At 63.3% G+C, this 14,910-nt stretch carries 13 protein-coding genes; 7 read left to right on the forward strand and 6 right to left on the reverse strand.

What is annotated here, in order from left to right; genetic code table 11:
• Positions 1-53 precede the first annotated feature (53 nt).
• From KI241_RS17350 to mapR, 3 genes are all read left to right on the forward strand, one after another.
• Positions 54-287, forward strand: a complete 234-nt coding sequence (locus tag KI241_RS17350; protein ID WP_042728718.1) for a DUF3203 family protein — start codon at positions 54-56, stop codon at positions 285-287.
• A gap of 202 nt (positions 288-489) precedes the next feature.
• Positions 490-1,902, forward strand: a complete 1,413-nt coding sequence (gene ccoG, locus KI241_RS17355; protein WP_123579822.1) for a cytochrome c oxidase accessory protein CcoG — start codon at positions 490-492, stop codon at positions 1,900-1,902.
• Between the two features lie 63 nt (positions 1,903-1,965).
• Entirely contained in the window at positions 1,966-3,375 is a 1,410-nt protein-coding gene (gene mapR, locus KI241_RS17360) for a GntR family transcriptional regulator MpaR (RefSeq protein WP_212803887.1), read from the forward strand.
• 113 nt (positions 3,376-3,488) lie between these two features.
• On the opposite strand, the gene KI241_RS17365 is transcribed toward mapR, so the two are convergent.
• A complete protein-coding gene (locus tag KI241_RS17365; protein WP_042728720.1) occupies positions 3,489-4,235 on the reverse strand; it encodes an SDR family oxidoreductase in 747 nt (248 codons plus the stop codon).
• 78 nt (positions 4,236-4,313) lie between these two features.
• Positions 4,314-5,192, reverse strand: a complete 879-nt coding sequence (locus tag KI241_RS17370) for a Dyp-type peroxidase (RefSeq protein ID WP_042728721.1) — start codon at positions 5,190-5,192, stop codon at positions 4,314-4,316.
• 243 nt (positions 5,193-5,435) lie between these two features.
• Between KI241_RS17370 and ampC the strand changes: the two genes are divergently transcribed.
• Entirely contained in the window at positions 5,436-6,584 is a 1,149-nt protein-coding gene (ampC, locus tag KI241_RS17375) for a class C beta-lactamase (RefSeq protein WP_042728722.1), read from the forward strand.
• A 58-nt stretch (positions 6,585-6,642) separates the two neighbouring features.
• Here ampC and KI241_RS17380 read toward each other — a convergent pair whose 3' ends face one another.
• The 3 genes from KI241_RS17380 to KI241_RS17390 form a co-directional block, all read right to left on the reverse strand.
• On the reverse strand, positions 6,643-7,194 hold the full coding sequence (locus KI241_RS17380) for a DUF4174 domain-containing protein (protein WP_042728723.1): 552 nt from the start codon (positions 7,192-7,194) through the stop codon (positions 6,643-6,645).
• Positions 7,195-7,428: 234 nt separating this feature from the next.
• Positions 7,429-8,214 (reverse strand): sulfite exporter TauE/SafE family protein, encoded by a 786-nt coding sequence (locus KI241_RS17385; protein ID WP_042728724.1) that lies wholly within the window; start codon positions 8,212-8,214, stop codon positions 7,429-7,431.
• Between the two features lie 109 nt (positions 8,215-8,323).
• Complete coding sequence (locus KI241_RS17390) at positions 8,324-9,049, reverse strand: hypothetical protein (protein WP_234408031.1); 726 nt, start codon at positions 9,047-9,049, stop codon at positions 8,324-8,326.
• A gap of 318 nt (positions 9,050-9,367) precedes the next feature.
• On the opposite strand from KI241_RS17390, the gene KI241_RS17395 reads away from it, so the two are divergent.
• Together KI241_RS17395 and KI241_RS17400 are read left to right on the forward strand one after the other, a co-directional pair.
• Positions 9,368-10,519, forward strand: coding sequence for an aldose epimerase family protein (locus KI241_RS17395; protein WP_042728725.1), 1,152 nt, complete (start codon positions 9,368-9,370; stop codon positions 10,517-10,519).
• Between the two features lie 312 nt (positions 10,520-10,831).
• A complete protein-coding gene (locus KI241_RS17400) occupies positions 10,832-11,653 on the forward strand; it encodes an aldo/keto reductase (protein WP_042728726.1) in 822 nt (273 codons plus the stop codon).
• 173 nt (positions 11,654-11,826) lie between these two features.
• Here KI241_RS17400 and KI241_RS17405 read toward each other — a convergent pair whose 3' ends face one another.
• Positions 11,827-14,190, reverse strand: coding sequence for a DNA polymerase II (locus KI241_RS17405; protein ID WP_161796095.1), 2,364 nt, complete (start codon positions 14,188-14,190; stop codon positions 11,827-11,829).
• Positions 14,191-14,453: 263 nt separating this feature from the next.
• On the opposite strand from KI241_RS17405, the gene KI241_RS17410 reads away from it, so the two are divergent.
• A complete protein-coding gene (locus KI241_RS17410) occupies positions 14,454-14,894 on the forward strand; it encodes a CBS domain-containing protein (RefSeq protein WP_042728728.1) in 441 nt (146 codons plus the stop codon).
• Positions 14,895-14,910 lie beyond the last annotated feature (16 nt).

Here is a 14,910-nt window from a genome sequence, read left to right on the forward strand (position 1 = left end):
CCCTGCGTACCGCCAGGCGCCTAATGCACAGGACCTCAAGAAGGAGCACCACCATGACTGTGCGAATCGTTGACCAGACCTGTTACTTCGACACCCCCAACGGCCAGGAACAACGCGCCGCTGGCGAACTGACCATCATCACCTGCGAGGAAAAAGCCATGTCGGCGGTCGATCTCAATGGCGCCCGGGTCTACATCACCGAGGCCGAAGCCGATGCCCTGACGGTGGCCGGCGCGGTGGACGGGCGCCAGAACCTCAAGGCGACCGACAGCGGTTCGGTGATCTAGCCAACCTGCCGTACTGCTCCGAGGGGGTCTGCCCGATCCCGGGGCAGGTACATGTTTGTCAGTTCGCTCCTGCATCAAACTGTCGCAGGGCCTGGCTTCGAGGGCATCTGATCCGGTTTTTATCGACTCACCTGAGTCTGTTATGCAAACAGTTCGATGGTCATAGTGCCCCGGCCAGATAGCGGCTGATGAGCGACCGACCATGAGCGATAGAATCCCCGTCCAGTTGATACAGACCTTCGAACCTGCGCCGGCGAAGATAAAGGCCAGGACCACCGACAACCTGATCCACACCCGCAGTTTCACCGGCTTGTTCCGCACCTTGCGCCTGAGCGGCGCGGGCGTGCTGTTCCTGCTGTTCTTCGGCACGGTGTGGCTGGACTGGGGCGGCCGCCAGGCGGTGCTCTGGGATCTTTCCGAAAGCAAATTCCATATTTTCGGCGCGACCTTCTGGCCCCAGGATTTCATCCTGCTGTCGGCGCTGTTGATCATCGCCGCCTTCGGCCTGTTCGCGATCACCGTGTTCGCCGGTCGCGTGTGGTGCGGCTACACCTGCCCGCAGAGCTCCTGGACCTGGATCTTCATGTGGTGCGAGAAAGTCACCGAAGGCGAACGCAACCAGCGGATCAAGCTGCAGGCCGCGCCCTGGGGCCTGAACAAACTCCTGCGCCGTTCGGCCAAGCACACCTTGTGGCTGGCCATCAGCCTGCTCACTGGGTTGACGTTCGTCGGCTATTTCACCCCGATCCGGCCGCTGGCCGAAGCGCTGCTGACCCTGCAGATCGGCGGCGTCAGCCTGTTCTGGGTGCTGTTCTTCACCGCTGCCACCTACCTCAACGCCGGCTGGCTGCGCGAGGCGGTGTGCATGCACATGTGCCCCTACGCGCGCTTTCAGAGCGTGATGTTCGACAAGGACACCCTGACCATTTCCTATGACGCCGCCCGTGGCGAGATCCGCGGGCCGCGCAAGCGCGACGTGAAGCCGGCCAACATCGGCCTGGGTGACTGCATCGATTGCCAGATGTGCGTGCAGGTCTGCCCCACCGGCATCGACATCCGCGACGGCCTGCAAATGGAATGCATCGGCTGCGCGGCCTGCATCGATGCCTGTGACTCGATCATGGACAAGATGGGCTACGCCCGCGGGCTGATCAAATACACCTCCGAGCATCAGTTGCAAGGTGGCAAGACCCATCTCTTGCGGCCACGCCTGATCGGCTACACCGCCGTGCTGCTGGTGATGATCGGTGCACTGGCCGTGGCACTGGTGGAGCGGCCCATGGTGTCCCTGGACGTAAGCAAGGACCGCGGCTTGTTCCGCGAGAACAGCCAGGGCCAGATCGAGAACATCTACAGCCTGAAGATCATCAACAAGACCCAGCAGCGCCAGGCCTACACCCTGTCGCTGCAGGATGGCGAAGGCTTCACCTTGCAGGGCAAGACGCACCTGAGCCTGGCGCCGGGTGAGATCGTCGACGTGCCGGTGTCGGTGGCGATGCTCAGCGAGCGTCCGAGCAGCAGCTCCCAGGAATTGACCTTCAAAGTGACCGACAGCGACGAGCCGCGCACCTACAGCGTGGCCAAGAGCCGTTTTGTCGCGCCGATGAACCGGTGAGGCGATAAGATGCCCGACGCACAGCTCCAGTCTGACCTCGAACCGCTGCAAAATGGGCTCGCCATGAAACGCTACGAGAAATTCGCCGACGACATCGCTGAACTGATCCGCTCCGGCATGCTGGGGCCGGGCCAGCGAGTGCCTTCGGTGCGTTACGCCAGCCAAACCTATGGCGTCAGCCCGTCCACGGTGTTCCAGGCGTATTACCTGCTGGAGCGACGCGGCCTGATCCGGGCCCGGCCACGCTCGGGCTACTTCGTCAACGCCCATGCGCCGACGCCGTTTTCCGAGCCGGCGATCAGCAGCCCCGTGCACGAGTCCACCGAAGTCGACGTCAGCGAACTGGTGTTCTCGGTGCTGGAATCGATCAAGGACCCGACCACGGTGCCCTTCGGTTCGGCGTTCCCGAGCCCGACGTTGTTTCCGCTGCATCGGTTGTCGCGCTCGCTGTCCAGCGCCACCCGAGACATGGACCCGCGAGTGGTTGTCACGGACATGTCGCCGGGCAATCCGCAGTTGCGCCGGCAAATCGCCCTGCGCTACATGGTCGGCGGGCTGATGTTGCCGATGGAGGAACTGCTGGTGACCAATGGCGCGCTGGAGGCCCTGAACCTGTGCCTGCAAGCCGTGACCGAGCCCGGCGACCTGGTGGCGATCGAAGCACCGGCGTTCTACGCCAGCCTGCAGGTATTGGAGCGACTCAAGCTCAAGGCAGTGGAAATTCCTGTCCACCCGCGCGACGGCATTGACCTGGAGGTGTTGGCGCAGACGCTGGAGCGCCACCCGATCAAGGCCTGCTGGTGCATGACCAGTTTCCAGAACCCCATGGGCGCAACGCTGCCCGAGGCCCGCAAGCAGGCACTGGTCGAGCTGTTGCGCCGGCATCAGGTGCCGCTGATCGAAGACGACGTGTACGCCGAACTCTACTATGGCCAACAGGCCCCCAAACCCGCCAAGGCGTTCGACACCGAAGGCCTGGTGATGCATTGCGGCTCGTTCGCCAAGAGCCTGGCGCCGGGCTATCGCATCGGTTGGGTCGCTGCCGGGCGCTATGCGCAGAAGATCGAACGGCTCAAGCTCATGACCTCCCTGTGCGCCTCGATGCCGGCCCAGGCGGCCATCGCCGACTACCTGCAACACGGTGGCTACGACCGTCACCTGCGCAAGTTGCGTTATGCCCTGGAAGAACAGCAAAGTGCGATGCGCGCCGCCATCGCCCGTTATTTCCCGGCCCAGACCCGCGTCAGCCAGCCGGCGGGCGGCTACTTCCTGTGGCTGGAACTGCCCGAGCAGATGGACTCGCTGAAGCTGTTCCAGATGGCCCTGGCCCAAGGCATCAGCATCGCGCCGGGGCCGATCTTTTCACCGACCCGGCGGTTCAGGAACTGCATTCGCCTGAACTACGGCAGCCCTTGGACCGAGGCGTCGGAAAAGGCCATGGAAACATTGGGGCGGATTATCCGCTCGTTCTGAGATCAGGGTAGCGCCCTTCGCGAGCAAGCTCGCTCCCACAACGGATCGTTATCGCAGACGATCCATGTGGACGCGAGCAGGGTCGCGAAAGCGCCGCAACAGACAGGCTGAGCTCAGCGCCCGCCCCCCAGGTCCACGAACGTCCCGGTGGCGTACGATGCCTTGTCCGACAGCAACCAGATGATCGCTTCGGCCACTTCATCCGGCCGCCCGCCCCTTGCCATGGGGATCGCCGACTCAAGTTTGCTGACCCGGTCCGGGTCGCCGCTGAGGGCATGGAAATCGGTGTAGATGTAGCCTGGCCGCACCGCGTTGACGCGAATGCCTTCGCCGGCCACTTCCTTGGACAGGCCAATGGTGAAGGTGTCCAGGGCGCCCTTGGAGGCCGCGTAGTCGACGTACTCGCTGGGCGAGCCGAGGCGCGCGGCCACCGAGGAGACGTTGACGATGCTCCCGCCCTGCCCGCCATGCCGTGGCGACATGCGCAGCACCGCGTGCTTGGCGCATAGGATCGGCCCCATCACGTTGGTCCGCATGACCTTGAGGATGCGGAACTCGGACATTTCATCGAGGCGAGCCTTCTGGGCGACGGTGCCGGCGTTGTTCACCAGAGCGGTAACGCGGCCCAACTCGGCATCCACCCGGTCGAACAGCGCGATCACTTCGTCCTCGATGCTCACGTCGGCCCGCACGGCAATCGCCTGCACGCCTTTGGCCCGGACCTGTGCGAGCACCTCCAGGGCAGCGCTTTCATCGGACTGGTAGTTGATGCAGATCCGATACCCCAGCTCGGCAGCCAGCAGCGCCGTGGCAGCCCCGATCCCGCGGCCGCCCCCCGTGATGACGATGACTTTATCCACGCTTGCTTCTCCCGTTCCACGGATAGAGGTCCGGCCCAAGAATAGCGTTCACCTCACGCTTTGCACAAACCGTTGCGCTTAGCGAGCCAGGGCGCGCAGGTCCAGGCGTGCGTCCAGCCGTGGCGGGCACCAGTAGTAGCCCCCGGTGATCGGCCGGCTCATGCGATACAGGCCGTCGGTGATGCCGTCCTCCAGGCCACTCATGCGGCGCAATTGCGCCTCGAAGGCATCGAGGGAGAAACCGAACGCCAGGAACATCAGGCCCGCGCGGTCGCCTTCGATCCAGGGCATGGAGCGGCGCACGACGAAAGCCTCGGGCGCGAAGCTCTCCTGGGCAGTGCGCTTGACGTGGGCCGACTCCGGCGCCTCGTCGATTTCTTCGTTGTCGCTCAGGCGCCGGCCCATGATGTTGTCGCGCTCACCGGGCGACATCGCCGCGAAGCCATCCAGGTCGTGCTGCCATTGCTGGATCGCCGCGAAACTGCCCCCGCGCAGGCCGTCTGCCCCTTGGGCCAGGGCGGCCGCGACGGCCGCTTCGTCGTGGGGGTTCTCGGTGCCGTCCTCGTAACCCGTGAGGTCATGGCCGGTCATGTGGCGGAAAGTTTCGTTCATCTGCACCAGGCGCAAGGCCGGGGCCAGCGCCGTCTCGATGGCGCGGCTGCGGTGCAGCAACTCGCCGCGGTCTTCGCCATGCAGCCAGCACCACAGCGCATGCTGGGTGGAGGGGTTGTCGACGCCCACGCCGGCCAGCGCGGGAAAGGCCCGCAAACCTTCGATCTGGGCGCCCAGGGCCTTCACCAGCGGCTCACCAAAGCCGATCACCGCGCGCTCATCCAGCAGCAACACGAGTTTGTCTATCGCAGCCGGCAGTGCCTCGACCGATTCCAGGGCAAAAAACAGATGACGGGCCTGAGGCGGAACAGGGGTGGCGAGAATGCCAGGCTGGTAGTAACTCATGTGAACTCCTTTAGAAAGAGCGCAAGTTTACCCGGCGGCCAGGAATTTGTGTGGTTTGCCATGCATGGCCACTGGCCTGGGATTCGCAGCGATTTCGTAGGATCTTTCCGACGCCCAGGCCAGACAACTCGGAACCACGCCTGGCAACGTCCGGCCACCGATTGCCGAGCCGCGGAAAACGGCCTAGATTGACGCCCCTTCAGGTGCACCCCAGGCACCGGACACCCAAGGAGACGGTCCGACATGCACATGGCCAGATCAACCCTCGCCGGCGCTTTCCTGCTGCTTTGCGGGGCAACCACGGGCTTCGCCCAGGACCGCATTGAAGAGACGGTCAACGCCGCCATCGAGCCCTTGATGAAGCAACAGGACATCGCCGGCATGGCGGTGGCGATCACCCTCGACGGGCAACGTCATTTCTTCAATTATGGCGTGGCCTCCAAGGACACCCGGCAGGCGGTCACCGACCAGACCCTCTTCGAAATCGGCTCGGTCAGCAAGACCTTCACCGCGACGCTCGGCGCCTATGCCCTGGCCCAAGGCAAGCTGTCGCTGTCGGACCCCGCCAGCCGCTTTGCTCCCGAGCTGCGCGGCAGCGCCTTCGACGGCATCAGCCTGCTCAACCTCGCCACCTATAGCGCCGGCGGCCTGCCGCTGCAGTTCCCCCAGGAAGCGGACCACCCGGAGAGGATGTTCGGCTACTTCAAGACCTGGAAACCGCTCTACCCGGCCGGCACCCAACGGCTCTACTCGAACCCCAGCATCGGTTTGTTCGGCTACCTGGCAGCCCGCAGCCTGGGCCAGCCGTTCGAGCAAGCGATGGAGCAGACGCTGATGCCGAAGCTGGGCCTCACGCACAGTTATGTACGGGTACCGCCAGACCAACTGGAGCGCTATGCCCAAGGCTACGCGAAGGATGGCAAGCCCGTGCGGGTCGGGCCGGGGGCGCTGGATGCGCAGGCCTACGGGGTCAAGACCAACTCAGCGGACCTGATTCGTTTCGTCGAGGCCAACCTGCAGCCGGAAAAACTGGACGCCGACCTGCGCCAGGCCATCGCCACCACCCACAGCGGTTTCTACACGATGGGCGGCATGACCCAGGGCCTGGGCTGGGAGTTCTACCCCTACCCGGTGACACTGGACGCACTGCTGGCAGGTAACTCAGTGGAGGTCGCCATGCAGCCGAACAAGGTGCAGCCCCTCGAACCGCCCCGCCCGGCGCCGGACGATGCCTGGATCAACAAGACCGGCTCGACCGGCGGCTTTGGCGCTTACGCGGCGTTCGTGCCGGGCAGGCACATGGGGATCGTGTTGCTGGCGAACAAGAATTATCCGATCGAGGAACGGGTGAAGGTTGCGTATCGGATACTGACGGCGCTGGATAAGCAATGATCGACCGTGGCGAGGGAGCTTGCTCCCTCGCCACAAACAGAAGCCTATGGATCTGTCATCAATCATCCAACGGCTTCGGCGCCGCCGCAGGTTTGCTCGCCTTGCCAGGCTTGGCGCCTTTGGCATCCTTGGCCGGGGCTGCTTCTGGCGCGGGAGGAGGAGGTGTTGGGGCGGCCGCTTCCTTTTCCGCGGCCGGCAGTTTGTCGACAGTGTCGAAAACGTCTTTGAGCTCGATCGCCCCGGAATGCTCAAGCTTCTTTTCCCCGTCCTTGCCCACCAGGATGATCTTGGTCTGGGCACCGGCGCCCAGCTTGAGCGAACGGATCAGGGACATGGTGCTTTGCGGGTCCAGGTCCTTGCCGTCCCGCTGGCCGATGGTGTTGAGCACCGTGTAGAGCACCATGTTGCGCTCTGCAAAACCTTGCTTGCCGGCTGGTTCTTCCAACGCTTTCTTCAGGCTGACCCAGGCCGGGTCTACCGTGCTGGGCGCGATGACGATCAAGGGGCGGGTCCTGCCCACCTCCGCCACCAGGGGTGAGTCGCCATCAGCGGCGAACAGCGGGCTGGCGACGGCCAGCAAGGTAGCGAAGGTCAACGACCGAATGAGCATGCGCCTCTCCTTTTGATATCTACGCTGTACTGATTGCGCATGGCGGCAATTGTTCCGCGAGTCGGCCAATACTGCGCCCGCCTGTGTTGAAGCTTAGGCCAGCGGGTTCATTGCGCAACTGAGTGCGAAGCCGACATGGACCGGCCAGCATGGACCGCCAAGGAAGAAACCCTGTGGGAGCGAGCCTGCTCGGCAAAGCGGTGTGCCGTGCAGGCACGTGCTCACCGGCAGGCCTCAGAACGCCAGCTTGAACCCGATCATCGCCAGCATCACCGCCAGGCACGGGCGCAGCAGTTCATCGGAGATACGCCCCGACAAATGACTGCCCAGGTAGATCCCCGGCAACGAGCCGACCAGCAGGAAACCGAGGATGTGCCAGTCCATGTTGCCCATGCTCGCATGGCCGAGGCCAGCGACCAGGGTCAGCGGCACGGCGTGGGCGATTTCGGTGCCCACCAGGCGCTTGGTGACCAGGAAGGGATAGAGGATGAACAGCGCGACCGTGCCCAAGGCACCAGCACCGATGGAGGTCAGCGCAACCATGGTGCCCAGGATCAGGCCGGTGATGACGGTCAGCACGTTGAGGCGCGAGCCGGACGGGTTGTAGTGACCGCCAGCGCGGTCGTGGGCGAATTGCAGCAGGCGCTTCTTGAACAGGATCGCCAGGGCCGTGGCGAACAGCACGAAGCCCAGGGCCTGCTTGATCACCGCGTTCATGGCGTCGGGCGAGCTGTGCAGGCTGCTGAGAAACCACAGGGTCAAACCGACCGCCGGCACGCTGCCCAAGGTCAGCCAACCGGTGATGGCCCAGTCGATATTGCGATTTTTGGCGTGGACCAGCACACCGCCCGACTTGGTAATGGCCGCGTACAGCAGGTCAGTGCCCACCGCCGTCGCCGGGTTGATGCCAAACCACAGCAGAATGGGCGTCATCAACGAACCACCGCCGACGCCAGTCATCCCGACGATGAAGCCGACCACCAGGCCCGCTACGACTAAACCGACATTACCGAAATCCATCAAACCCGTCTCAGCGCAACCGCGTGGAAAATCTGGCCGCGAGCATAGCGATTTTTCTTATAACCCCCTATATCGATGTGATCTATCTTTATTCCTTTTTTAACGGTCGCTATTGAACCGGCAGGAAGTTCAGGAACAGCAGGCTCTGGGCATAGTTGAGCCCGATCCGGCGATAGCGCTCGTCCAGCATCTGCGTCAACAGGTCCAACCGCGCGACAATTTTCCCGAACTCCACGGCAAAGCTCAGGTTGCTGCCTTCCTCCGAGATCTCGTTGGAGAACAGCAGCGGCTTGCCGTCCTTGCCTTGGCGCTGGCTCAGGATCCAGGTGGCTTTCTCGATGTTGCGCGCGGCATTGCTGACGAAGCGCGGGTCGATGCTATCGGTCATGTAGAACTCGAGGCGATTGCCATGGGCCGTGACCAGCATGCTGCCGATGGCATAGATGAAGGCCCCGACCCGGTCCCCGAGGAATTCCGGACTCATTGCATAGCTCAACGCCGCCAGATCCTTCTTGCCTCCCAGGGTCGGCAAGGGCTGCTGCTGCTCGATGGCCATGCGCACCTGTTTTTCAGCGGTACGAGCGTCGAGAAAGCCCGACTTGCGCAGTTCGTCGGGGTTGCGCAGGTACAACTTGCTCATCAACAGGTAAAGGCTTTGCAGGTTGTCATGCATCGCCAACGTCGCCATGCGGTCGACGCTGGTCTGCAGGAACTCCTGGGGACGGGTGTTACCCAACTGCGTGACCATGTCCTGGCCTTGCTGGTGGCTGCAGCCGCTGAGCAGGGCCAGCACACCGATCAACACTGCTGCGCTGCGTCGTCGCAACGCACGCATCGAATAAAAAGCACCGGCCATCGAATCTCGGTCTGGGCAGGGGGACGCGGCGGGGGTCGCCGCTTCCAGGCCATGGATAGAGCGACAAAAACCGTAAAAGTGCAGTGGACGGTGCAACACCGTCCTCTGAAGGAAATCTCCCAAACGTCAATTAGTCTTACTTTTTAATTGATAAATCCCAATTTATGGCTATAAATCCAGTTTCCATCGACAAATAGAAAGACTACTGAACAGCAAAGCCTTCATCGTCGTCCGACCAGTAACGGACTCGACCCGCGTTCAAAACAACAACAAAACAACAGGAAGGAAGGTCAAACCATGCTTGAATCCAGACATCTGCTCACGGCCCTCGGAGTGTCTCTGATGATCGCCACCTCTGCCTCCCAGGCCGCCGGCCTGACTCAACAGCGCGCAGCGTTCGGCAAGACCGACGACGGCACGGCCGTGGAAAAATTCGTGCTTCGCAACAGCCACGGCATGGAAGCCACGGTCATCACCTACGGCGGGATTCTCCAGTCGCTGATCGTGCCGGACAAACACGGCAAGCCCGCCGACGTGGTGCTCGGCTTCGACGATGTGCAGGGTTACCAGAAGAACGGCAACGTCTACTTCGGCGCAACCATCGGCCGCTTTGGCAACCGCCTGGCCGACGGGGCCTTCGAACTGGACGGCAAGCGTTATCAAGTGCCGCAGAACGACCACGGCAACGCGTTGCACGGTGGCCCGCAAGGGTTCGACAAGCGGGTATGGAAAGCCGAACCCCATGAGGGCAAGGATTCGGTGGGCGTGACCCTGACCTACCTGTCGGCGGACGGCGAGATGGGTTTTCCCGGCGCGCTGAAGACCGACGTCACCTACAGCCTCAACGAAAAGAACGAATTGCGCATCGAGTACAAGGCCACCACCGACAAGCCGACGGTGTTGAACCTGACCAACCACAGCTATTTCAACCTGGCCGGTGCCGGCAACGGTGACATCCTGAAACAGGTCGCCACCCTGCACGCAGCCCGCTACACCCCGGTGAACGGCAAGCTGATCCCCACCGGCGAACTGGCCCCCGTGGCCGGCACACCGATGGACTTCACCCAACCCACCGCCATTGGCACCCACATCAAGGCCGATCACCCACAACTCAAGTTCGCCGAACCGAAACAGGGCGGCTTTGACTTCAACTGGGTGCTGGACGCCAAGGGGGACGTGGGCAAACTCGCCGCCGATGCCTACGACCCGCAATCGGGACGCTACTTGCAGCTCTTTACCAGTGAGCCTGGCGTGCAGTTCTACACCGGCAACTTCCTTGATGGCACGATCAAGGGCAAGCAAGGCAAGGTCTACCCGCACTGGGGCGCCTTTACCCTGGAAACCCAGCACTACCCGGATGCGCCCAACCAGCCGAACTTCCCGTCGACGCGCCTTGATCCGGGCCAGACCTACACCCAGACCATGGTGCTGAAGTTCTCCACCAAGTAATCCCCCCGCTCGCCCCCATGGGTCCGGCTCAAGCCGCCAACCTGTGGGAGCGGGCTGGCTCGCGAAAGCGGTGGATCAGCTCGAATCGATTTTGGATGTACCGCCGTCTTCGCGGGCAAGCCCGCTCCCACAGGGAAGAGGCGTTGACCGCAACATTCGCCACCGCCTGAATCACCTTTGTGGGAGCGAACCTGCTCGCGAAGAGGTCGGCGCAGACAGACCGCTTCGCGAGCAGGCTCACTCCCACAGGCCTTGAACCCTTGGTCTATCCTGCTGCCACATGCCTGACGTTCAACCACACAGGAGACAGTCATGAAGACTCTGGAATTGGCCGGCGTATCCGTACCCGTGATCGGCCAAGGCACCTGGCACATGGGCGAGGAACCGTCCCAGCACAAGCAGGAAGTGGCCGCCCTGCGCCTGGGCATCGAACGGGGGATGACCCTGATCGACACCGCGGAAATGTACGCTGAAGGCGGCGCCGAGGCTGTCGTGGGCGAGGCGATCACCGGCCTGCGCGACCAGGTGTTCCTGGTGAGCAAGGTCTACCCCCACAATGCCAGTCGCAAAGGCATTCCTCTGGCCTGCGAACGCAGCTTGCGACGGCTCGACACTGACTACATCGACCTTTATCTGCTGCACTGGCGCGGGCAGTACCCGCTGGAGGAAACCGTCGAGGCTTTCGAGCGCCTGCGCGAGGAAGGCAAGATCGGCCACTGGGGTGTGTCGAACTTCGATGTCGCCGACCTCGAAGAACTGGCTGCGCCGGCCTGCGCCACCAACCAAGTGCTGTACAACCTGCAAGCACGCGGCATCGAATTCGACCTGCTGCCCTGGTGCCAACAGCGCAGCATGCCGATCATGGCCTACTGTCCGGTCGGCCAGGGCGGGCGCCTGCTCAAGGACAACACCCTGCGCCAGATCGCCGAGCGCCACGGCGCGACACCGGCGCAGATCGCGCTGGCCTGGCTCCTGCGCCAGGACAATGTCATTGCCATTCCCAAGGCGGTGCAGCCCGAGCACGTGCGGCTGAACGCCGAAGCGGCCGATCTGCAACTGGCCCCCCAGGACCTCGCGGCCCTGGACCTGACGTTTGCGCAACCCCAGGGCAAGCAGCGGCTGGCGATGGTTTGATTGGCGGGGCAATCGCGAGACACACAATAGCTCTGTGGCGAGGGGATTTATCCCCGATGGGGCGCGTAGCGCCCCCAAAGAACATCGCAGCCACCTACCAAATAGACGAGTGCTGCGCACTCGAACGGGGATAAATCCCCTCGCCACAGGGTCGGCAAACCAATGAACGTTCTCTAGAACAACCCCATCTGCCCACCCACCAACGTCGAGAAGTCATCGTCCACGAACGGCAGGATCGCGTCCGCCACCGGTTGTAGCTGCTTGCTCACGTAGTGGTCGTAATCGATCGGGGCGCTGCGGGCTTCCAGCGGTTCCGGGCCGGCGACGGTGATGACGTAGTTGATCCAGCCACCATTCTGGTATTGCCGCGGGCGGCCCTGGCGCTGGTTGAACTCGTCGGCCAGCCGCGCCGCACGCACGTGGGGCGGCACGTTGCGTTCGTAGTCGTCCAGCGGACGGCGCAGGCGTTTGCGGTAGACCAGGCGTTCGTCGAACGCGCCGGCCAGGGTCTGGCGCACGTAATCACGCACGTAATCCTGGTAAGGCTTGCGGTGGAAGATGCGCTCATACAACTCCTGCTGGAACTGCCGGGCCAGCAGCGACCAGTCGGTGCGCACGGTCTCCAGCCCCTTGTAGACGATTTCGTCATGGCCGTCGGCGCGGGTCACCAGCCCGGCGTAGCGTTTCTTGCTGCCCTCTTCCGCGCCGCGGATGGTCGGCATCAGGAAGCGCTTGAAGTGGGTTTCGAACTGCAACTCCAAGGCACTCTCCAGCCCGAACTCGTCACGCACCTGCTCGCGCCACCACTGGTTGACGTGTGCCACCAGTTCGCGGCCGATCTTCGCCGCTTCCTCCTGGCCATGGGCGCGCCGCAGCCAGACGAACGTGGAGTCGGTGTCGCCGTAGATCACCACGTGCCCCTGGGCTTCGATCAACTGTCGGGTGCGCTGCATGATCTGGTGGCCGCGCAAGGTGATGGACGAAGCCAGCCGCGGATCGAAGAAGCGACAGCCACTGGAGCCGAGCACGCCATAAAAGGCGTTCATGATGATTTTCAGGGCCTGGGACAGCGGGGCGTTGTGTTCGCGCTTGGCCGTCTCCCGGCCTTCGGCGACCCGCGCCACGATGGCCGGCAGGCAATGCCGGGTGCGGGAGAAGCGTGCTCCGCGAAAGCCCGGCACCGACTCGCGCTCGCCTGGGTGGCGCAGGCCTTCGATCAAGCCCACCGGGTCGATGAGGAAGGTGCGGATGATCGACGGGTACAGGCTCTTGTAGTCCAGCACCAGCACCGATTCGTAGAGCCCCGGTTGTGAATCCATGACAAAACCACCCGGACTGGCCTCAGGCGGGCGTTGTCCCAGGTTGGGCGCGACGAAGCCCTGGCGGTGCATCAGCGGCATGTACAGATGCGTGAAGGCCGCCACCGATCCGCCGCTGCGGTCCGCCGGCAGGCCGGTGACGCTGGCCCGCTCCAGCAGGAATGTCAGCAGTTCGGTCTTGGCGAAAATCCGTGTCACCAGTTCGCAGTCCTTGAGGTTGTAACGCGCCAGCGCCGGCTTGTCCTCGGCGAACATGCGGTTGATCTCGTCCATGCGCTGGTACGGGTTATCGATCGACTTACCCTCCCCCAACAGCGTCTGGGCGACGTTTTCCAGGCTGAACGAGGGGAAACTCCAGGTGGCCGAACGCAGCGACTCGATGCCGTCGATGATCAGCCGGCCCGCCGCCGAAGCGAAAAAGTGATTATTGCGCGCGCCATGCTCGCGCCATTGCATCTCTTCACCGCCGCGCCCCAGGCGTAACGGCACGGCCAACCGGCGGGCATGTTCATGCAGCACGCGCAGGTCGAACTGCACCACGTTCCAGCCAATGATGGCGTCGGGGTCGAAGCGGGCGAACCACTCGTTGAGTTTCTTGAGCAGCAGCGTGCGCGATTCGCAGTATTCGAGCTGGAAATCCACGCTGCTGTCGTCGCCATTGGGCGGCCCGAGCATGTAGACCTGGCGCTCGCCGCAGCCTTCCAGGGCGATGGAGTACAGATCCCCCTGGGCGGTGGTCTCGATGTCCAGGGACACCAGGCGCAGCGCCGGACGGTAACCGGGCGCCGGTTTCATCTGCGCCTCCAGCAGCAGGCCATCGGCCCCCGGAGTGCCACCGAACCACACCGGCGCGGTGATAAAGCGCTCCATCAGGTAGCGCTCCGGCGGCCGGATGTCGGCCTCGAACACCTCGACACCGGCACGGCGCAGCGTGGTGTCCAGGCGCATCAGTTGGGCGTGTTGCTGGCAATACAGGCCCAGCACCGGGCGGTGCTGGAAATCCAGCAGGTCCAGGGGCCGCAGCTCGATGTCCTTCTCCCCTTGCAACAGGTCCTGGAGCTGGTCGCGCTGGGCCTGCGGCACGAACGCCACCGACGGCTGCACCGGCAGGCGCACGCGCCGGGGCCCGGCATCGGTGGCCAGCCAGAACTCGACTTCGGTGCCGGCCGGGGTGTCGCGCCAATGCCGGGTCAGGACGAAGCCCTGCTGTAGATCCACCACTGCAACCTCGTGTTCTATGTGAGAAGGGATTCTACCTGTGGCGAGAGGATTTATCCCCGTTGGGGTGCGTAGCAGCCCCATAGGTTCTCTCCTGAGACATCAGGGCCAGGCAGTTTTGGGGGTGCTTCGCACCCCAACGGGGATAAATCCCCTCGCCACAACCGCGCATGACCTTGCTATTGAGGTGATTTCCCGCTTGCTCTGCGCCGCCGGGTCTACGATTCTTTAAGCACACCTGCAAAAACAACCCGAGGCCCACCATGAAAACCGTCGCGCAATTGCTCCGGATAAAAGATGAGAAGAACCAGCAAGTGCACACCATCTCACCGGACGACATGGTATTGCAGGCCCTGATGCGCATGGCCGAGAAGAACGTCGGCGCCTTGCTGGTGGTGAAGAACGGGGAAGTGCTGGGGATCATCAGCGAACGTGACTACGCGCGCAAAATGGTCCTGCACGGGCGCTCGTCGGTGGGGACCAAGGTCAGCGACATCATGGTATCCCCGGTGATCACCATCGACCCGCACCAGAACGTCGAGACCTGCCTGAGCATCATGACTGAAAAGCACCTGCGCCACTTGCCGGTGGTGGACGACGGCAAGCTCGTCGGCCTGCTGTCCATCGGCGACCTGGTCAAGGAAGCCATCGCCGAACAGGCCGACCTGATCCGACAACTGGAGCAGTACATACGCGGCGAATGACCGGTTCGGAGCATGG

Origin of the sequence: Pseudomonas sp. Cab53, from assembly GCF_018325965.1 — a bacterium.
Lineage (GTDB): Bacteria > Pseudomonadota > Gammaproteobacteria > Pseudomonadales > Pseudomonadaceae > Aquipseudomonas > Aquipseudomonas chlororaphis_E.

Excerpts from the sequence above, each read along its gene's own strand:
- KI241_RS17390 (WP_234408031.1), bottom strand. The coding sequence starts at position 9,049 with ATGCGTGCGTTGCGACGACGCAGCGCAGCAGTGTTGATCGGTGTGCTG.
- KI241_RS17395 (WP_042728725.1), top strand. The coding sequence starts at position 9,368 with ATGCTTGAATCCAGACATCTGCTCACGGCCCTCGGAGTGTCTCTGATG.
- KI241_RS17350 (WP_042728718.1), top strand. The coding sequence starts at position 54 with ATGACTGTGCGAATCGTTGACCAGACCTGTTACTTCGACACCCCCAAC.
- KI241_RS17380 (WP_042728723.1), bottom strand. The coding sequence starts at position 7,194 with ATGCTCATTCGGTCGTTGACCTTCGCTACCTTGCTGGCCGTCGCCAGC.
- KI241_RS17370 (WP_042728721.1), bottom strand. The coding sequence starts at position 5,192 with ATGAGTTACTACCAGCCTGGCATTCTCGCCACCCCTGTTCCGCCTCAG.
- KI241_RS17410 (WP_042728728.1), top strand. The coding sequence starts at position 14,454 with ATGAAAACCGTCGCGCAATTGCTCCGGATAAAAGATGAGAAGAACCAG.
- ccoG (WP_123579822.1), top strand. The coding sequence starts at position 490 with ATGAGCGATAGAATCCCCGTCCAGTTGATACAGACCTTCGAACCTGCG.
- ampC (WP_042728722.1), top strand. The coding sequence starts at position 5,436 with ATGCACATGGCCAGATCAACCCTCGCCGGCGCTTTCCTGCTGCTTTGC.
- KI241_RS17385 (WP_042728724.1), bottom strand. The coding sequence starts at position 8,214 with ATGGATTTCGGTAATGTCGGTTTAGTCGTAGCGGGCCTGGTGGTCGGC.
- KI241_RS17400 (WP_042728726.1), top strand. The coding sequence starts at position 10,832 with ATGAAGACTCTGGAATTGGCCGGCGTATCCGTACCCGTGATCGGCCAA.
- mapR (WP_212803887.1), top strand. The coding sequence starts at position 1,966 with ATGAAACGCTACGAGAAATTCGCCGACGACATCGCTGAACTGATCCGC.